This is a genomic window from Halobacillus amylolyticus, assembly GCF_022921115.1.
In the GTDB taxonomy this organism is placed as follows: Bacteria; Bacillota; Bacilli; order Bacillales; family Halobacillaceae; genus Halobacillus_A; species Halobacillus_A amylolyticus.
The window spans coordinates 613694-633252 of record NZ_CP095075.1 but is presented as its reverse complement, the minus strand read 5'-3'; the positions used below and the strand labels follow the sequence as shown (position 1 = coordinate 633252).

General features: G+C 38.6%; 20 protein-coding genes and 1 pseudogene. 18 read left to right on the top strand and 3 right to left on the bottom strand.

The window, feature by feature from the left end; all coding sequences use genetic code 11:
- Positions 1–9: 9 nt before the first annotated feature.
- The 8 genes and pseudogenes from MUO15_RS03400 to MUO15_RS03365 all read left to right on the top strand — a co-directional run bounded on the left by MUO15_RS03400 (position 10) and on the right by MUO15_RS03365 (position 7715).
- Positions 10–1173 carry a glycosyltransferase family 4 protein gene (locus MUO15_RS03400; protein WP_245033423.1) on the top strand — a complete coding sequence of 388 codons (1164 nt, stop codon included), beginning with the start codon at positions 10–12 and terminating at the stop codon, positions 1171–1173.
- Between the two features lie 112 nt (positions 1174–1285).
- Positions 1286–1792, top strand: a complete 507-nt coding sequence (locus tag MUO15_RS03395) for a GNAT family N-acetyltransferase (RefSeq protein WP_245033421.1) — start codon at positions 1286–1288, stop codon at positions 1790–1792.
- 158 nt (positions 1793–1950) lie between these two features.
- Entirely contained in the window at positions 1951–3171 is a 1221-nt protein-coding gene (locus MUO15_RS03390) for a cytochrome P450 family protein (RefSeq protein WP_245033419.1), read from the top strand.
- 190 nt (positions 3172–3361) lie between these two features.
- The gene (locus MUO15_RS03385; RefSeq protein WP_245033417.1) at positions 3362–4321 is read left to right on the top strand and encodes a nucleoside hydrolase; all 960 of its coding nucleotides are present in this window, start codon (positions 3362–3364) and stop codon (positions 4319–4321) included.
- Between the two features lie 333 nt (positions 4322–4654).
- A complete protein-coding gene (locus MUO15_RS03380; RefSeq protein ID WP_245033415.1) occupies positions 4655–4906 on the top strand; it encodes a LysM peptidoglycan-binding domain-containing protein in 252 nt (83 codons plus the stop codon).
- Between the two features lie 218 nt (positions 4907–5124).
- Positions 5125–6047: pseudogene (locus MUO15_RS03375) on the top strand (endonuclease I family protein).
- A gap of 104 nt (positions 6048–6151) precedes the next feature.
- Complete coding sequence (locus tag MUO15_RS03370) at positions 6152–6937, top strand: class I SAM-dependent methyltransferase (RefSeq protein WP_245033411.1); 786 nt, start codon at positions 6152–6154, stop codon at positions 6935–6937.
- Between the two features lie 130 nt (positions 6938–7067).
- Complete coding sequence (locus MUO15_RS03365) at positions 7068–7715, top strand: DUF3889 domain-containing protein (RefSeq protein ID WP_245033409.1); 648 nt, start codon at positions 7068–7070, stop codon at positions 7713–7715.
- A gap of 119 nt (positions 7716–7834) precedes the next feature.
- On the opposite strand, the gene MUO15_RS03360 is transcribed toward MUO15_RS03365, so the two are convergent.
- Entirely contained in the window at positions 7835–8008 is a 174-nt protein-coding gene (locus MUO15_RS03360) for a hypothetical protein (protein WP_245033407.1), read from the bottom strand.
- Between the two features lie 148 nt (positions 8009–8156).
- On the opposite strand from MUO15_RS03360, the gene MUO15_RS03355 reads away from it, so the two are divergent.
- Positions 8157–9089: an SDR family oxidoreductase gene (locus MUO15_RS03355; RefSeq protein ID WP_245033405.1), complete on the top strand. Its 933-nt coding sequence runs from the start codon at positions 8157–8159 to the stop codon at positions 9087–9089.
- A gap of 119 nt (positions 9090–9208) precedes the next feature.
- Here MUO15_RS03355 and tlp read toward each other — a convergent pair whose 3' ends face one another.
- Complete coding sequence (gene tlp / locus MUO15_RS03350) at positions 9209–9436, bottom strand: small acid-soluble spore protein Tlp (RefSeq protein ID WP_245033403.1); 228 nt, start codon at positions 9434–9436, stop codon at positions 9209–9211.
- 155 nt (positions 9437–9591) lie between these two features.
- Here tlp and MUO15_RS03345 point away from each other — a divergent pair, with 155 nt between their 5' ends.
- The 6 genes from MUO15_RS03345 (at position 9592) to MUO15_RS03320 (ending at position 14416) form a co-directional block, all read left to right on the top strand.
- Positions 9592–9933: a CHY zinc finger protein gene (locus tag MUO15_RS03345; RefSeq protein ID WP_245033401.1), complete on the top strand. Its 342-nt coding sequence runs from the start codon at positions 9592–9594 to the stop codon at positions 9931–9933.
- 262 nt (positions 9934–10195) lie between these two features.
- Positions 10196–10555, top strand: coding sequence for an RNA polymerase sigma factor (locus tag MUO15_RS03340; RefSeq protein WP_245033399.1), 360 nt, complete (start codon positions 10196–10198; stop codon positions 10553–10555).
- Entirely contained in the window at positions 10494–11009 is a 516-nt protein-coding gene (locus MUO15_RS03335; RefSeq protein ID WP_245033397.1) for an RNA polymerase sigma factor, read from the top strand. Before MUO15_RS03340 ends, MUO15_RS03335 begins: the two co-directional genes overlap by 62 nt.
- A 431-nt stretch (positions 11010–11440) precedes the next feature.
- Positions 11441–12601 carry an MFS transporter gene (locus MUO15_RS03330; protein WP_245033395.1) on the top strand — a complete coding sequence of 387 codons (1161 nt, stop codon included), beginning with the start codon at positions 11441–11443 and terminating at the stop codon, positions 12599–12601.
- Between the two features lie 119 nt (positions 12602–12720).
- Positions 12721–13530 (top strand): bifunctional DNA-formamidopyrimidine glycosylase/DNA-(apurinic or apyrimidinic site) lyase, encoded by an 810-nt coding sequence (gene mutM / locus MUO15_RS03325; RefSeq protein ID WP_245033393.1) that lies wholly within the window; start codon positions 12721–12723, stop codon positions 13528–13530.
- A 43-nt stretch (positions 13531–13573) separates the two neighbouring features.
- Complete coding sequence (locus MUO15_RS03320; protein ID WP_245033391.1) at positions 13574–14416, top strand: deoxyribonuclease IV; 843 nt, start codon at positions 13574–13576, stop codon at positions 14414–14416.
- 574 nt (positions 14417–14990) lie between these two features.
- On the opposite strand, the gene MUO15_RS03315 is transcribed toward MUO15_RS03320, so the two are convergent.
- Positions 14991–15458 (bottom strand): hypothetical protein, encoded by a 468-nt coding sequence (locus MUO15_RS03315; RefSeq protein WP_318036189.1) that lies wholly within the window; start codon positions 15456–15458, stop codon positions 14991–14993.
- Positions 15459–16877: 1419 nt separating this feature from the next.
- Between MUO15_RS03315 and MUO15_RS03310 the strand changes: the two genes are divergently transcribed.
- The 3 genes from MUO15_RS03310 to MUO15_RS03300 all read left to right on the top strand — a co-directional run bounded on the left by MUO15_RS03310 (position 16878) and on the right by MUO15_RS03300 (position 19328).
- Complete coding sequence (locus MUO15_RS03310; RefSeq protein ID WP_245033387.1) at positions 16878–17360, top strand: hypothetical protein; 483 nt, start codon at positions 16878–16880, stop codon at positions 17358–17360.
- An 87-nt stretch (positions 17361–17447) separates the two neighbouring features.
- Positions 17448–17921 carry a GNAT family N-acetyltransferase gene (locus tag MUO15_RS03305; RefSeq protein ID WP_245033385.1) on the top strand — a complete coding sequence of 158 codons (474 nt, stop codon included), beginning with the start codon at positions 17448–17450 and terminating at the stop codon, positions 17919–17921.
- A gap of 957 nt (positions 17922–18878) precedes the next feature.
- Complete coding sequence (locus MUO15_RS03300; RefSeq protein WP_245033383.1) at positions 18879–19328, top strand: MarR family winged helix-turn-helix transcriptional regulator; 450 nt, start codon at positions 18879–18881, stop codon at positions 19326–19328.
- Positions 19329–19559: the final 231 nt, after the last annotated feature.

The window sequence follows — 19559 nt, the reverse complement described above, 5'->3', positions numbered from 1 at the left end:
TTAACTGCTTTGAAAATCGCCATCATAACAGAAACGTTTTTGCCATCAACGGATGGAGTCGTAACTAGACTGAAGGAAGCAATCAAGTATTTGCGCAAACAAGATCATGAAGTCATTGTTATTGCTCCAGACCTAGGTGTAACCGAATATGAGGGTGCGATTGTCGAAGGAGTGAAGACAACGACACTGCCTTTTTATCGCTCTAAGAAGTTTTCTATGCCCCAAAAAAAGGTAAAGAAGTTGCTTCAGGAGCATGATCCAGATCTAGTTCATGTTGTAAACCCTGCGTTTGTAGGAGCGGCGGGGGTTTACTATGCCAACAAGCTCAGTTACCCTTTACTTGCTTCTTATCATACGCATGTGCCTAAGTATTTAAATTATTACCGTTTGTATCCTTTTGTACCAGCAGTATGGTGGTATTTTAGAAAGTTACACAACTACGCTGACTTGAATTTATGTACTTCAAAAGCGATCCAAGGGGAATTGCTCGATAAAAAATTCCATAATGTCCATGTGTGGGATCGAGGTGTGGCCGTTGACCATTATCATCCCGATCATAAAAACGAGGCAATGCGGGGGCGGCTTTCGGGTGGTGAACCCAATAATAAGCTTCTTGTTTTTGTCGGAAGGCTGGCGCCGGAAAAAGAAATTGAGAAGATCAGACCACTTCTTGAAAAACGCGATGACCTGTCCCTGGCAATTGTAGGAGATGGGCCAAATAAAGAAGCCCTTGAGAAAACATTCGCTGGTACGAAGACAGTATTTACCGGATTACTACATGGCGATGAATTAGCTCAAGCCTTCGCTTCTTCTGATGCGTTGATATTCCCTTCCGTAACAGAAACACTCGGCCTTGTGATTCTAGAATCAATGGCTTCAGGATTACCTGTTATTGCAGCGAAGAGCGGACCGACAATGGAGCAGGTAGAAGACGGGCGCACAGGTCTTTTATTCGAGAACGAAAACACGGATAGCATGATCGAGGCAGTCGACCGGCTGGAAGATGAGCAGTTGTATCAGCAGTTAAGCAAGAATGCTAGAGAAGAAGCAGAAAAACATGGTTGGCAGAAACCGGCTGAGCAAATTCTTGATTATTATCATCAAACATTAGAGGTTTATCAACAAAATCAGGCGAAAGATGCTAAAAAATCAAAGATTAAGGTCACAGAGTAATTGCTCTGTGACCTTTTTTCTGCTTAACTCATTAATACTCTCTCTTGAAACTTAGTAGCAACTCCGAATTAATATAAAAAAACAATAATCATTAAAGGTGGAAGATAAAATAATGATTTCAATTATTAAAGCAAACAAAAAACATATTAAAGGAATAGCAAAAGTTTGTACAGACGGTTATTGGTCCACATATCGCTATTCACATTCCAAAGAATACATAGAGCGAATAGTTGAGGAATTCTACAATGAGCAAAGAATTAAGCAGGAAGTAACCACATCGAATAGAGGCTGGGGAGGATATTTTGTTGCTGTTGAGGATAGAGTGGTGCTTGGAGCTGGTGGAGGTGGGATGATTAGTGAGAAAACAGGGGAAGTTTACGTCATGTATTTAAATCCGAGTAGAAGAAATGAGGGGATAGGTACGAAGTTGCTTGCTGCTATCACTAATCAACAGAAAGAGTGGGGAGCTGAGGAACAGTGGGTTTCCGTCACAAAGGGGAACCAAAAAGGGATCCCATTCTATGAAGCAAGAGGATTTCAGTATAGCGATGAGAAAGAAAGTTATAGTAACACCAGTGAAGAAAATTATCTTTCATTAAGATATTATCGGCCTATTTAGATCGATCATTAATGAAATCTTTGTGAATAACTGTTCTATTGTTTGTATTAAACGGGTTGATACGTTATTTTAGGTATTGAATGACCAGTCAGTCATTAATTGGTTTTCAGCGGTTATAAAGCAAGTTACGCTATTGAAAATAGAGAGGGGAATAGTTAATGTCACATGAGAATGGAACACATGAAACGAACGTTAAGTTATTTACATCAGAGTTCAATCAGAATCCTTATCCGAACTTTAGCAAACTGAGACAGGAAGACCCCATTCATCAAACACTTATGCCAAACGGCCATTACTCCTGGATCATAACACGCTACGAGGATGCTGTAGCTGTCCTAAAAGATTCTCGCTTTATCAAAGACTATACCTATCTCCTCGGCGAAGAAGAGCAGGAGGAGGCGCATGCAAATTCAAGTATTTTTGTCAGAAACATGCTCTTTTCCGACCCTCCTGATCATAAACGATTGAGGGGACTGGTTCAAAAGGCTTTTACGCCAAAAATGATTGAAGGTTTGCGAGGGAGAGTTGAGGAAATTACTAACGAATTACTTGATAGGGTACAAGAAAAGGGTCAAATGAATTTGATTGATGATTTTGCCTTCCCTTTACCGATTATTGTTATATGCGAAATGCTGGGTGTCCCTAGTCAAGATCGTGACAAGTTTCGAACGTGGTCGAATACGCTTGTAGAGGCCTCAAATAATCCAGAAAACGCAGAGCAAATCCAAACACACATGACAGAATTTGTGATGTACCTCAAGCAGTTATGTGCCGAACGTCGTCAGAATCCTAAGGATGATATGATCAGCAAGTTAATCCAGTCTGAGGAAGAAGGGGACAGCCTTTCTGAGCAGGAACTTTATGGGGTAATCTCCTTACTAATCATCGCTGGTCACGAAACCACAGTTAATTTAATCACAAATGGAGTCTTTGCATTACTCGAAAACCCTGGGCAAAAGGAACAACTAAAAAACGACCCAAACTTAATTGAATCCGCCCTTGAGGAATTCCTTCGTTACAACGGGCCGGTTGAATTCAGTACTGACCGTTGGGCTTCTAATACGGTGGAATTACGCGGGAAAACCATTGCCAAAGGGGACCACGTAATCGTTGCTCTGGATTCAGCGAATCGTGACCCGGAACAATTTGAGGATCCAGACGTATTTGATATCACCCGCGGTAAAAGCAAACATCTCGCTTTTGGAAAAGGAATCCACTTTTGCCTTGGTGCACCACTTGCCAGATTGGAAGCAGAAGTTGCTGTGACAACTTTACTACGACGCATGCCTGAGCTCCGATTAAATACTGATCCAGAAGCATTGGAATGGCGCCCTGGTATACTTATGCGTGGGTTGATTGAATTGCCTGTCCAATTTTGATCGAAAATAACTAGTGATGCGTTTTGATTCACTTTTCCATTTTTTTCAATTAATAGGTGAAAACGGGTTTTTTATTTTATGGAAAATACACACATAAACTCGCTGAACCTATTGCGAGGAATGACCATCACCTTTTAAGCATAGCTTTAACAAGAGATCATAAAATGCAAACACCTTGTGGGGTGATGTGGTGGCGAAAAAAGTCTTGTTGTTCGGAGATATCGGCATCGATGACGCGATTGCAATCATTTATGCCTTTTTAAATGATGATATTGAATTAGTGGGTATCGTAGCCGACTACGGGAATGTCTCAAGAGAAACGGCCGTCAATAATGTTTATTACTTATATGATTTATTTAATATTGAGAATGGTCCTCCGATCATTGGTGGTGCTGAAGTACCAATGACAGGAGAGTATCCACGGTATGCTCCTGAAGTACATGGAGAGCATGGGCTGGGACCTATTACACCGGAAAATTATGTAGGTGACAGCGAAAACTTCTTTGAAATAATAAAGTTAATTGAGAAGTACCAAGATGATTTAATTATTGTAAATATAGGCAGACTTACATCATTAGCAACCATGTTTATTCTATATCGGACGCTTATGGAAAAAGTGGATGGCTTCTACATTATGGGGGGAGCTTTCTGGGTTCCCGGGAATGTTACAGCCGTGTCAGAAGCCAACTTTTATGCAGATCCAGTCGCCGTACAAATTGTATTAAGGTATGCTCACAATGCTACTATTTTTCCGTTAAACGTGACTGATTACGCCATTGTAACACCTGAAATGGTTGATTACATTGCCTATAAAGGGAAAACAAAAATTGTGAAACCTTTGTTAGATTACTATTATGATTTTTATAAGGAAACAAACCCTGGTATTAAGGGCAGTCCGTTGCATGATGTAATTACTTTAATGGGTGCGCTACATGATGGAATGTTCACTTATCGATCTTTACCTGTTCATATCGTTGAAGCTACGGAAGAAGTCCAAAGGGGTCAAAGTATTGCAGACTTTAGATCAGTTGATATGGAAGAAGATGAACCCGAGAAAATACACCGAATTGCATTTGAATTTGATTATCCGATGTTTTTTAATGAATTTATGAGCATAATGACAGGCGAATTATTTGATTCAAGTTTTTAACATAAACTTACCCTGCAATCTATTACAGGAGTTTACTTCATAATCTGGTGCGTTATTGACTGTAGCCGAAACGTTAGGCTGGCAAACAATGTTATAAGACTTATTTAATTAAAAGCAAAAGATGCTGGTGGTCATATTTCTTATATTTTTCAGATATCAATTTTATATAACGTTGTAAACTGGGTTCCTTTTCACTATGGCAGTTGGGAAAATAACCAGTCTGCAAACGAATTAACTGTTGATTTTACTGATCCTATTTCCAAGCAACCGACTTTTAAACCATCTTCTTGCCGAGTTGAAAAGCTTCGTAAAACGTGTACGATTCAGGAGCAATTGACATTACAGGATATCGCTGAAAACAATGGATTGTCCTTGAAAGACTTAATCAAAGCTAACGAAATGATGCCGCCTTATCGAGCAGATATTGGAGATAAAGTAGAAGTTCCATTGTCCATGGTAAACGTAAGTATTCCACCCTATATGCCTTATCGTAAAATAGAGAAATTGCCGCATTTCAGGCAAGCAAACCTGGATGTTACGAAAATGGATTTTTTCGATAATCATCCTAAAAATAATGATGAATAGATAGAAGGTCGTCTCCCTTAATTAGAGGAGCCGTCCTTTTTTATAAAGGGCTACTCATATTTTTGAAAAAGGTGTAAGAAAAATGAAGTGAGAAGTAACAGGTTTACTATGACATGATCGGGGTATGGAATTAGAAAAAGAAAGATTGGGTATTGGTGTACCAAAATGCATAAAAATTTAGGAATGATGTGGAATTTTAATTTCTTGGAGGTTTGAAAATGATGTTAACTTCCCAGCAGGAAGAAAGACTTCTCCCCGTGACAACCGACCGTCAACGTCTCAGCACTATTCTCTCTAACCTTACCGAAACAAAGGAAAAAATACAGAAAGACCCCAAAGTATATTATAATCAGGAAAAAGATAAGCGAATGATCGAGCAGTACTATAGCACTGTTGATTTTAAAAATACCAATCATAAAGAATTCATTCAATCTTTACAACAACTTGTCCAAAAAACCCATACGAATGAGGTGCGCTATGACCCAAGTGAGTATGTGTATCCATGGGTTGACTTGCGACCAGAGGGCAATCTCAAGAGTATTTACTCAGGGCAGCAAAGGCAAGCAGAAGAAGTCATTAAAGAAGATCATGCAACATCTGTAAAGCGAAAAGAGGAAATAAAAAAGTCTGGGGCCTCTGATCAAAAACAAGTGGAAAGTAAACTGGTCCAGATTGCTAATGACTTCAAATATAACTGCGAACATTCCGTACCACAGTCCTGGTTTAATGAACAGGAGCCTATGCGCGGCGACCTTCATCACTTATTCACTTGTGAACCCGTTTGTAACTCAATAAGAAGCAACTATCCGTACCATGACTTTACCGATTATAATCCTGGGAAAATCAAGACTAACCGAATAGAAGAGTCCTGTGGGAAGGCGAATGAGAACTTATTCGAGCCGGAACATGCAAAAGGAACGGTTGCTAGAGCGATGCTATACTTTTTACTGAGGTATCCGGACGCAATCGAACAGCAATATAAGGACAAGATCGACACGGCGCTGTTACTAGATTGGCATCAGAAGGTCCCCCTGCTCTTTACGAAAAACATCGCAATTTAGCGATCTATGAAATACAAGGAAACCGCAACCCGTTCATTGATTTTCCCGATAGAATGAGTCGGGACGCAGCGATGCTATAACCTAAGATATTATTGGGTAAAAGCGATGGACGGGTGTATAAACTTTTTTTGGTGCACTTATGACAAATAAACCAGACAAGCATATTTCGAGGGAGATAATTAATATGAATACAGTAGAACATAACAGTAGGGCTTGGAACAAAAAAGTTGAAAACGGAGTCGTCTACACGAAGCCTGTAAATGAGGATAGTATTGAAAAGGCTAAAGCTAATGATTGGAAAATAACAGTGACAACCGAAAGGGCTGTGCCGAGAGCTTGGTTTCCCTCGTCGTTAAAGGGAGTAAAAATTCTTTGTTTAGCATCTGGAGGTGGACAACAAGGCCCTATTTTAGCTGCCGCAGGGGCGGAGGTGACAGTTGTGGATATTTCTAAAAAACAGCTGGAACAAGATCAGTTTGTAGCCGAACGAGACGGCTTACACCTTAAAACGATACAAGGAAGTATGTCTGACCTTCATTTTTTTGATGATGAATCTTTTGATCTAATCGTCCATCCTGTTTCCAATGTGTTTGTTGAAAATATCTCACCTGTCTGGAAGGAAGCATCAAGAGTCTTAAAAGAAGGTGGTGTGCTAATATCTGGATTTACTAACCCGCTTCTATACATTTTCGATGATAAGCAAGAAGACGAGGGATTTCTGGAAGTTAAACACTCTATTCCTTTTTCATCTATGTCTAATCTAAATGAGGAAGAACTTCAACAACCTATACAGGATATCCAGGCTTTCGAGTTCGGACATACATTAGAAGATCAAATTCAAGGGCAAATTGATGCCGGATTTTTAATTGCGGGATTGTATGAAGATGACTTTGGTGGGAGCAGGTTGCTGGATAACTATATAAAAACTTTTATCGCGACTAGAGCAATAAAGGTTTCACGACCAAGATGAAGAAGTACTTTGTTAATAAAGATTATTTTCCAGACTTAAAAGTTTGCTAAGTTAATGGATTCCTGTCACAGGTCAACCTTTCGAAAACATACGTTATCAATGAGGTTTATGTAAAGACAGGAGGAAAAGTATGTATTCCAATTACTCATATATTCCATATGTAAATCAGCAAGGTCCTTATGTTCAGCATCCTTACTATAACTACAGTAGAAGTTATATCCCACACCCTTATTATCCTAACCGTCAACAAGCCGTTAGAGGTCAAGCAACATGGACAGAGGGAGGACAGGTTACACAGTGCGGTATCCCGTGGTCCGAAAATCAATATATGACAGTAGCAATCGGGGAAAATACTCCTTACCAGTGTGGTCAGACACTTAAGGTAACAAATCTATCAAATCAAAGAGAAGTTTTAGTGACCGTAGTTGATAAAGTTCCAGGATACCCGCCGAATAAAGTCAATCTGCACAGAAAAGCCTTTGAAACACTACGTGCAAATCTAGGTCAGGGCGTTATAAATGTTGAGATCACTCCTTCTCCAGAATTGGAGCAAGAAAAATGGGGGAAATATTTATTAGAACTTACCCAGACGGCCTATCCTGGTTATAACGTCACCGAATATAATACTATAGGGAAAACACAAGTATCACCTACGCAAACGAAAGAAACGTATGAATATATTTTACAATCACCACAGGAAAGAATTAAGGTTCAAGGTAACGTTGTCTATAATTCAACTACGGATCGAGTTATTTCGTTCGATATAAAGGAAGTTTGAGGCACCTTTATTGTAGTTGATGGAAGAATGCAATGATTCCTATCTAACGTAAAAAGTGCATTCTTACAGAGCATGAGTAAGCATTACTCATGCTCTGTTTTTTAAATAAACTGAATGTACTAGATTTTAGGATAATACGGTTCATATCGTGGATTATAATAATAGGGCGGTCTAGGGCCAATTTTAGGCATTTGCCAAGTGTAAGGGTTATCGTTATATAACATCTGTACTTTTTCATCTGAATGATTGACCAATAATAATTTCACTTCTGGATTGTATTGATAGTATTGCAAAACATTAACCTCCTTGAGCATTTCTATTACCTTATTCAACTTTCCTCAATGATGAGCGTGTACCAGAAGTCTTGTAAAAATGAAAGACATTCTGATCGCTCCTTTAACATAGATTATCCTGAAATAAGTTTTTTAAGGAGGTTTGTCTATGTCCGACCAACATAAAAAAAAGAAACCGGATGCTAAAGGTTATCCGATGTATCCTAACTACGGAAAAATAACTCGTTACCAGGACGTCCCGGTGACTGTCCCAGAACAACGTCAGCTTCGCCAACCTGGTGTGGAAAAATGGATGGTTCCACGTCCGATCATTGAAAATCCTAATTATACGGGAAGTGGAAAACTTACAGGGAAGGTGGCATTGATTTCAGGCGGTGACAGTGGCATTGGTGCGGCAGTTGCTATTGCTTTTGCTAAAGAGGGCGCAGATGTGGCCATTTCATATTTAGATGAACATGAGGATGCGAATCGAACAAAAGCGAGAATTGAAGAGCTCGGAAAACGTTGCATCTTAATGCCTGGTGATGTTAGAAGAAAGCAGCAATGTATCGATATTGTAAAAGAAACGATCGACACTTTTGGGCAGCTTGATGTTCTTTGTAACCATGTCGGTATTCAGTTTCAGCAATTAAGCCTGCTTGATATTACCGACGAGCAATTCGATGATACCTTTAAAGTAAATATCTACTCTCACTTCTATACAACACGGGCAGCTCTTCCATACTTAAAAACAGGCAGTTCCATTATTAATACTTCTTCGGTTGTGACATATGTAGGGAATAAACAGTTGATTGATTACACCGCAACGAAAGGAGCTATCCTCGGTTTCACAAGAGCCTTGGCGAACAACGTTATCGACAAGGGGATTCGGGTTAATGCCGTTGCGCCCGGCCGGGTATGGACGCCTCTTATTCCAGCAAGTTTCTCCGCAGATCAGGTCACGCAAGCACCTAATCCTATGGAGCGACAAGGACAGCCGTTTGAGCTTGCTCCTACGTTTGTCTACCTTGCCTCCGATGATTCACGTTATGTAACTGGACAAACACTTCATGTTAACGGCGGGGAATTCACAACTTCTTAAATAGGAGAGCGTTCATTAATGAATAAGAGTCACCCTTACTCTGTAAACGGCATATAAAGTAAAAAGACAGGCATTTTGCCGTCAAATGGACGGTTTTCCATGCCTGTCTACTTACCAAATTACACGTCTTTTTGATTATGCGCTTCATCTTTGGCTTCTTCGCGCAACCCCTCAATGCTTTCTTCACGACGCTGGTTCTTTTCTTTAATCTGGCTCATTTCTTCTTCACTTAATTCTTCTGAGTGTGCTTTGGCATAATCTTTGGCTTCATCCATGTTTTGCAGGGTGTGACCAATATTATTTTCGATTCTTTCCTTATTGTTGGAACGGTCGTCTGGTTTTGACATACTTCATACCTCCTTTACACTTGAGGATTAGTATACCTCTTTTCAAACGAAGGTATGTAAAAGGATTGTAGGTGACAATAAAGTATAAATAGCGTTAAAATTAACATAAGATATAGGCTTTCATCTGAATTCTTAACGAAAAAGAGGTGATTCCCATGAGCGCTCGTAATCCTTTAGTCAAAGGAGTAGACGTAGACTCCCGCACTCGGTGCAGCCACTACCATACCGAAGTAGATATCGTTGCTATTAAATTCCTTTGCTGCAATGAATATTACGCTTGCTACTACTGTCATCAAGAAACAGCTAGTCACTCTGCATCTAAATGGCCCCAAGATCAATGGAATGAACAAGCCATTCTTTGCGGTAATTGTCAACACGAACTAACGATCAATGAATACATGTCTACATCCAATTGCCCACAATGCGACAGTCGTTTTAACGAAAAGTGCAGCAACCATTTCCATCTGTATTTTGATGTAACGAATGAATCCTCCTGACATTAATCGTAAAGATAAGGGCACGAGTTGTGCCTCTGATGCTATCATCCAAGCTAAAAATACCTAATTTATTTGCACCGTAAACGAGGCAGGGAAATTTCCCTGTCTCGTTTACTCAAATTTACCCCGGGCATAAGGTAATCCTCTAAAGACGGACGCTGTTTATTGAATAAAATTAATCATTTTTTTCAAATCGACCGTATCTTTTAAAGTTTCTTTTTCGTTTATAACTATGAAAGACATTATAGAGGGGGAAAAAGACATGCGGCCGCTTGTTAAAAAAACTCCAGTGAAATTGGAAAAAGAGTTTGAAGCAGCTATAAAAGCATATATTCAGGAATTACAGAAGTACTGTCTGTCCCTTACCAAGTCAAAATGGGATGGAGAAGACTTAATGCAGGTTACGTTAGCGAACGCCTATATCGGTTGGCTCAACAGGCCAAGACCTATTACTAAGGCCTATTTGTTTCGGATTGCTTCAAACACACGGATTGACGGATATCGCAAACGCAAACCTAGTGAGGATATGACCAGTGATTTAACAGAATTTAAACAGCAGGATGATTCAACATCTGATATGGTTTACCAGGCTATTGAAGCTTCTCGAAGAACTATCACCTAAACAACGGTTGGCGATGTTACTTGTTGAGGGATTTGGATTAACGACGAGAGAAACTGCAGATATGATCAGTGAAACGGAAGGTTCGGTGAAGGCTTCACTTCACCGCGCACGAAAAAAGATAAAACACACAAGACTTGATCGTTGGTTTTACACCCTGGAAGAAGATGAGACCTTGCCCTACGTAGTGGGACTACGTAATGAGGATCCTTTCACTTTCGTACAGCTTTATCAAAAAGAAATACAACAGCCTCAAATGTCGACTGAAGGTTCTCAAACAGAGCATGGTCAGCAGTCATTATTTCAAACAATTTCAGGAGAAGGCTCTTCCTATGTGTTAGTTTCCATCACAACAATAGATGGGAGTACCCTGTTTATCCCGTTTTATCAGGTAGAGTTATCGACCATATTGTCACTGGTAGAAGGTCTAAGAAGAGATTTACCAATTGCAATATAGAAAGGAGTATGGCCATGTCTAATTTCATACCGTATGTCATAGAACAAACGAACTTAGGGGAGTATGGTATCATCGACAAACTGATGGACAACAATCGATCATGATATAACAAAGGGAGTCTTTAAAGAAACAAATAAATGACTCGGTCAATGGCAATGAGCACTATTGTATTTATACGATAGCGCTCATTTCTATTTATTAAAAACAATAAATCTAAATACTAAAAAGTGCTTTTTATACATTAAACTTAGAAATAAGCCAAATATGAGCATAAGAGACTCAAAAAATATACTCTATTTTCACTAACATTCAATTGTTATAAACAGCCGAATTAAATTATCTGCACGACGGACATTCATTTTCAAATAATGAAACCATTTCCATCCCCAAGCGAATAACATATAAAAAACTGCTTCTCAGGGGGATAGGTGATGGATAATTCAAGCAGAATACGTTTGACAGTTGGCTGGATTACCTTGTTTTTGATGGGGACAGATTTGTTTGTAGTCTCCCCTCTGTTACCCTTTATTTCCCAAGAATATCATATTACCTCTGCTGAGGCAGGGTGGATGGTAACCGTCTTTGCGATAACCTACGCTGTTTCAGCTCCTTTCTTCGGTTGGATTTCTGATAAAAAAGGGCGAAGATATTTTATTATACTAGGCTTGTTCCTGTTCGTGCTTGCCAATATTTTGACAGGTCTTGCTCCTTCATTTTCATGGTTAATCGGCAGTCGAATCTTGGCTGGTTTGTCCGTCGCTTCGATCACACCTTTGATTTACGCTATTATCGGTGATGTTGCTCCTTCAGATCGACGAGGGGCTTGGCTGTCCATAGTTGTATCTGGACATTTAATGGCTTTGTGGGCAGGTGCTCCTGTAGGGGCATTATTGGAGCATTTGCTTGGCTGGCGATTCGTATTTCTAGCAATGGCCTTGATGGGAGCAATTTTAGTGGTTATCAATTTTAAAACATGGGAATCAATTCCGAGAATCCCTTCAGGAAGAAAAGTTATAAAGGGGAATATGGCTAGAATACTTGGTTCGGTCAGTGTAACAACAATCTGGGCTATCTCCATGTATGCCCTCTATGTTTACCTCGGAGCAGCACTCTACTCACTAAACAAATTTACAACCTCAGAAGTTTCATTAGCTGTTACATTTTTTGGAATTGGAGCCGTTATGGGAAGCCTTACAAGTGGGCAAATGACTGATCGTTTCGGAGAGAGTGTTATATCCAAAGTTACGCTAGCCTTGCTTTCAATCGTTTTAATTGTTCTAGGTGTCTTTTTCTCATCAGGTGGATGGATCTATTTGATCTTGTTTCTTTGGGCACTGGTTGGTTATGCAGGGTTTACATCCTATCAGGCACGATTAGCTGCTGACTTTCAAGAACATCGTGGGACTGCATTTGCATGGAATAATACAGCACTTTACATCGGGATTACACTTGGTTCAATCATTGGAAGTTATGTGGTGGCAAATTGGGGATATTCGTTGCTCCCTTTTATCAGTAGTGGTGCGGCTGCTATTAGTTTCGTCATGAGTACGCACAAGTTATCGATATCATCCCGTTTAGAGGAAGTAAAATAGTATGTTCAGATCATAGGGGGACACTATTTCACAACCTCTTAAGAGATTAAGTAATGTCTTAATGATTTATGTTTATTGGGGGATAATTAAGATAACAGCTTTTCTATGGAGGACTGAAGATGCCAGAACTACCAGAAATGGAAACCTATAAGACCTTACTTAATCAAAAAATTGATGGACATCCAATCACAAGTATCCTCATCAACCGGGAAAAATCAATCAATGTAAAGCCTGATGATTTTATAAATAGAGTGCAAAATCAGGAAATCAAAGCTATCGAGAGAAGGGCTAAGCATTTGCTTTTCCATCTTGAAAATGGCTATGTTTTACTATTACATCTCATGCTCGGGGGCCTAATGTTTTATGGGAAGGAGGAGGAAAAGCCAGATCGTACTGTTCAAATACAGTTGTCTTTTGGCGATCAGCATCTCTATTTTATTGGCCTAAGACTAGGATATCTCCATCTTTTGTCACAGGAAGAAGTGGAACAAGAATTAACAGATTTAGGTCCAGAGCCGCTCGATGTAAATTTTTCGCTCGATACTTTTTTAAGCCTTATTGAAGATAGAAGAGGTAGGATCAAAACAACCCTCGTAAATCAGGAATTCTTATCAGGAATTGGCAACTGTTATTCAGATGAAATTGCCTGGCATTCCCAACTGCTACCGGACCGAAAGATGAACGAACTCAACGATAATCAGAAAGTCCAATTGTATCAATCAATACGTTTTGTCCTTCAGCAAGCTACCCAATATGGTGGTTATATGAGTATGGCTTTATTTAAGGGCGATACCAAAACTGGAAGCTATAACAAGAAGATGTATGTCTATGACCGTGAAGGAGAAGAATGCCAGCGTTGTGGTGCAGCAATTATCAAAGAGGAACTCTCATCTCGAAAAACGTTTTATTGTAAAGAATGTCAAACTTAAAATTTATACTGTAACTTCCACTACAGATCGAAAGGGGATTTTTATGAAATTCGGTAGTCACGTTTCAATAAGGGAGGGCTACTTAGGTGCTGCGAAACACGCAGCATCAATGAACGCCTCTGCCTTTCAATATTTCCCTAAAAATCCCCGGAGTTTATCCGTAAAAGATTTTAATAAAGAAGATGCCATGCTATGCAAAAAATTTTGTGAAGAAAATAAACTTGAATCCGTAAGTCATACCCCTTACCCGACAAGATTGACAGCCACGGATAATCACAAGAGAAATCAGGTCATACACTCCCTGTTAAATGACTTAGAGATCACCGAGGCGTGTGGCTCAATTGGTGTAGTCGTGCACTTCGGAAAACAGATCAGCAATGAGGATCCACTTGCGAGCTATCGCTTAATGATTGAAATACTTAATGAGATTCTTGGTCAGTGGGAAGGGAAATGTAAAATCCTCCTTGAAAACAATGCAGGAAAGCCTGGATCTATCGGAACTACATTAGAGGAGCTTGTCCAGGTCCGCAACTTGTGTGAATCCCCTGAAAAAATAGGGTTCTGTCTAGACACATGCCATGCTTTTTCGAGTGGACTGTGGAATGGTAAAAATTGGGCTGAAGTGTTGGGAGAAGGATTGGAACTTGGATACTTTGACCATCTTAATGCCATCCATTTTAACAACTCAAAATACGCCACCGAGTCGGGAAAGGATCGCCATGCTAATATTTTTGGCCGTGGATACATAAAAGAAGCACAGTTTGAAGAGTTAATCAAAACTTCGCAACTAGAGGATATCCCGTTTATTCTAGAAACACCTAAGGAAAGGATTACACATAAAGAAGAGATACAGCAATTGCAGCAAAAGTGGGGAGGTAGAGAGTAAGGTATTATGCTGAATAATAAAAGAAGGAATCTTCTAGAAAGAAGTAGAAGATCTTAAACAAAATGGCATAGACAGGGGGAGTTTTATTTGAATGAATATGGCAGAGATTTATTTAAAGGAGCAGCTTCTTGACTTAGGCTGTGGGGCAGGACAATTAACAATCAGGTTTTCTGATTGATGCTACAAATTTGATGCAACTGCAGAAAGAGTGTTCGATGCTTGGATAAACCCCCAAAATGATGAAAAAATGGTTTTTCACGATGGAATCAACAAATAGGATTGCAAAGAACGAACCATATGTTGGGCTACATAGGAAATAGTCGATCATAGAGAAGAAAAAGATTACAGGGCAGTCGGATAGCTGAGACGGGGAACATTAGTTATTAGTCCAACCCCAACCCACTTTTTGAAATAAAAAGTAAATAAATAATTTGGTATTCAAGAATAGCCTTGCCTTTCTTAGAGGAGAAGGGTAATTAGAAATGTTAATCCTTCTCCTGGTGCTCCGAATTCAAAAACGACCGCCAAAGTTAAACAATTAAATTTAAAGTATAGGCATGATTGAAAGTTCAGTTTATATGCTTTGATCTTCGTTATCTAGAATGGCAACTCCAAATGCAAGATTGTCCCAAAGAATTTTTTCAACCTTTTCAACTTGATGGCTTTCACAATGGACGATAAGGATAAGCTCCGATGTTTTCTCTCTAACTTTCCTTTGGCGATCATGCTTTACTTTAGCAGTTAATATATTAATTAGAAATGCTAAAACAAAACCGCTAATGGCGCCAATAATCCCCCATATAATCGGCCCCCATCCTAAATGAAAGCCTACACTTGCGCCAATAACGGAACAAGCTGTCGCTAGGGCGGCTGCTAGATCAAATAGGCTAATCCCGTCTGACTGATGAATCGAATCAAGGAGCTTGCCTTTTTCCGTTCTTTTATTAAGGGGAACAGCCAAAATATTTTCCGAAGGAACTTTTAATTGCTCCAAGCCTGAGATGCCTAATTCCAAAAAGACGGAATGTTCAAAGGTAGCCATTACATACATGTAATCACCTGTCTCTTTTTACAAGATTTAAGGGTAAACGAAAGTTTCTATCTTGGTATTTCTTTTTTAAAAAATTGCTTTGTTCATTATCAAAGAGTTTATTATTTACTATTGTATTCACGTAGGCATCATACATGGAGAAAAAATAAACGGAGGGTAAAAAACATTAGTCATTCCTTATTTAGCACTCTACTCCGCGTAATGAATATCTCCTAAGACAAGATAATGGACCCTTTGGAGAAAGTTTGGATATAAACGATAACCACTGTCCAGCTGACAATGAAAAAGGCAGCCACTATCCTATGAAAAGCTGCCCCGTTCCAGGCATGAAAAAGGACCACATCACGACCCCCCAGGGTTTTCTTTTGTCTAAATAATTGATTTCTAATGACGTAATTTGAAAATTTATAAAATCTGCATTCTCTCGCTCACTCAATATAAAAACTTTATTGAGATTAACTGAGGTACGTAGCTGTCCCATATCCCTTAAATGTAAACAGGAATATAAAGCAGCAACCATCTCGGCTCAAGAACATCTCTTGCCATATCAAATTGCCCTCCAAAGGTATAAACCATGGCCACATTTAATTTTGAGTTAACATTAATGATAATTTCCCATATAAACAGGAGAAATCCTCTAAGATATATAGACAGAAGGAGATGTTCAAATCCTGGAAAGCAGCCGACCACCAGGCAATCATATAAGGATTTCTCAAATGGATCTGAGTGGTGCCTAAAGGACTAACACGGGCTCTATATCATCGGGCCCGATCTGTGTTCTCATAATTTTGCAAAGAGATTCCCTCATTTTAATCGTATTTCATTCTGTCACGTTTCAATAGCTTTGTTTTATTATTCCAAACTTTAGTGTTTATATTTATAGTTTTGGGAATTTGTGTATAATAATTTAACATTCGATTGAAACACTTTTTATTAGGCTATTTCTTTTAATTTGCCTGGGAAAGACATAACGAATCTGTTATTAAAATAGTCTGAATTTTATTTCTAAGGAGCGGTGGTTGGACAAATTGTGGGATGTGTAAGAAGGCATGAAGAAAGGGATTTAAAAATGCAAAACACCTTGAGGTAAGAAAGTAGGTTTAGAAGAAAGAGAAGACTGGTGTAAGAAAATAATAGGAATGGTTTTGTGATATTAGGTAAAATAGGGAGGGAAACTGTTGTGACGGAGGATTTTGACTTCGGTAAAATTAAATCAATTAGCCTCAGGCCTGGGGCTAATTTGCGTTCTCGTTGAAAAATCAATTAGGACTTTTGAAGTTATTTAGTTATTTTACGATTATAAAAATACTGCTGACATATCTATATACTAGAGTCGGAAATTAGGACATGCATAAATGACCTGATGGGTATTTTTCCGCATGATTAATAACAATGTTGGAGTTGGTAAAAGTGGAGATAAGCAGAGGGGTTACAAGTGAGAAATGGAGCAGTATTCTAAAAGAATTGGAAACAGAAAAATTCCTTCTCAAGCTTCAAAATTACCTTACGATGACACAGAATGCCAAAATAAATTTGCCTCTTTTTAAGGATATACAATTTATGGATAAGGAATTAGGTAAACTCACTTCTGAAGAGAAGAGACTGTTAAAAATTAAAGTTAATTCTTTAATAACCTATCTTGACGATGTAAACAACATTCACTTTCCATCACCTTTTATTATAGGTGTTTTTACTGCAGTTATTTCGTTAGTTCTTGGGGTTATGATTAAAGATCCTTCGGCTTTCCCTGAATGGACAATCTTTGTGATTATCATTTGTTTTGTTTTATTTATACCAGGAATTTCTTGGTTTAATTTGGTTCAATCCGGGAATGACGCAGAGATCAAAGGAATCTTGGCAACGATTAAAGATATACTAGAGGTGCAAGCCTAAATAAAGAATTCCCATATTGAATCCAATATGGGAATTCTTTATCCTTATGGAGAGACCATACTAACAACTAACCTGGGAGGTTAATATATGAAAATTAGATCAGTAATAGATACAGATTATAATGTGCTTTCACCTCTAATTAACGAATGGTGGGGCGGAAGACAAATGTCGGATATGTTACCTAAGTTGTTCTTCGTACATTTTAACGACACGAGCTTTATTGCCGAACAAAATGGAAAGATTGTAGGATTTTTAATCGGCTTTCTGTCTCAATCTAATTCGGAAGAGGCATACATACATTTTGCTGGAGTTGACCCTCGACATAGGAAGCATAATATTGGCAGGCGACTTTATCAAGAATTCTTTTCAGTAGTTAAACAAAATAATAGAAGAACTGTCAAATGTATTACTTCGCCTGTTAATAGAAATTCAATAGCTTACCATACAAAAATCGGATTTGAGATTGAAACAGGTGATAAAGTAGAAAGTAGTGTACAAATTCATTCACATTACGATGGACCTGATCAGGATAGGGTGCTATTTATTAAACATTTGATGTAGGAACAGGAAGATCTCGGGTTTTTTTTGCTTATAGGTCTAATCCTAAATCAATCGACTTGCTTAAGCTAAAAAGACAGTGACTTATCAAATGGCTTACCTGGATCAGTTGTTTTAAATTCAAGGAAAGGACTATTAAGGAATTGGTTAATTAACCAATTCCTTTTCTACCTGCATACTGAAACCTTTGCCACTTTTAGCCGTATATTATTTAGGTATATATTAGGTGGAGGTTTTCCATGGAAGAAAAAAAGTTTCTCTCCTTAGTTGGATATATGTCCTTAGGCTCATGGCTCATCTATTTCATAATGTATTTTAACAGCTACCCTACGATAAAATTATAAAAGGGGTGGTTTGCATTTGTATCACAACGATTATGTATTTTACGTTTTTGAATTTATTTTACAGAAGTAAATACGGTAATCAAGTTGTCATAGGGTGTTTAGTTCTTACTTTTATTATTTTACTTCTAGTGATGTTTACTTTAATTATGTAACCAGCTATTTTCATTAAACATTAGTGCTTAATGAGGTCACGCCAACATTTTGAAAAAATCCTACGCTAAGGATTTCTGAGCTTCATTTTATATTTAGGTTTTTCAATGGCGTTGTACGATTTTCTAAATCAAATGAATAATCGCCAAGCAGGCTAATGTGCTCCCAATCTAATGGGCAATACCAGCGAAGCTGCGATTCCGGAAACTAAATAGAAAATTACAATAAAAGGAATCCGATTTAATCAATAACTAAACACCTTTATTTGAACCTCGTCCTTGACGGGGGATGCGTGTTTGAGGTTTTAACATAAAATACTATACAATTCCCTGCGTTACTACACTATTGGAGGTTATTTCGATAACTTCTAAAATCCATTTAAATCGCTTGTGCACAAATTAATTGTGTGCAAATCAATTGTACTCGTGTTATATTCAAACTAGTTTGAATATTTGGTCAAGTGAGGGTGAATGAAATCAAAGAATCCGATATCTGTGTACAGTTTCTTCTTAGGACAGCTTTGCAAAAAGTAAACCAAGTAAGTAAATCCAAATTATCCCCGTATGGTGTAACACCTGCTCAATATGCGTTGCTTCGCTTTCTGTGGAAGGAAGATGATGGGCAATTTAGTTCTGTATTAGGGGAAAGACTTCAGCTAGACAGTGCTACTGTAACAGGTATTATTGACCGACTGGAACAAAACGAGTTTATTGAACGGCAATTTGATCCAAAAGATCGCCGCAACAGGCTGATTTTTCTGACTGAAAAAGGGAGATCTATGGAGCATTCTTTATGCGAGAAGATGGATGAAATGAATGAAGAAGTGATGTCTGACTTTGATGATGAGGAGTTTCAGCAATTTAAGGAAATACTTTTCGACATTGGAATAAAAAACAAGAATAGAGGATTGGAATGATCGTTTCCCAAGAAGTGTTAGATTTATACGGTGTATAGGGCGAGGAGTCTTTTGCTGAACAGATACGGTCCAGGAGCAAACATACTCTTATTGAAGAACTTGAAATGGAATATGCGGAACTCACGCCAGACCGTGTGGTAATGACTATGCCAGTAGGATCTAAAACAAGGCAACCAGCTGGTATTTTACATGAAGGGGCATCTTATTGCTTTGGCAGAAATGACAGCGACC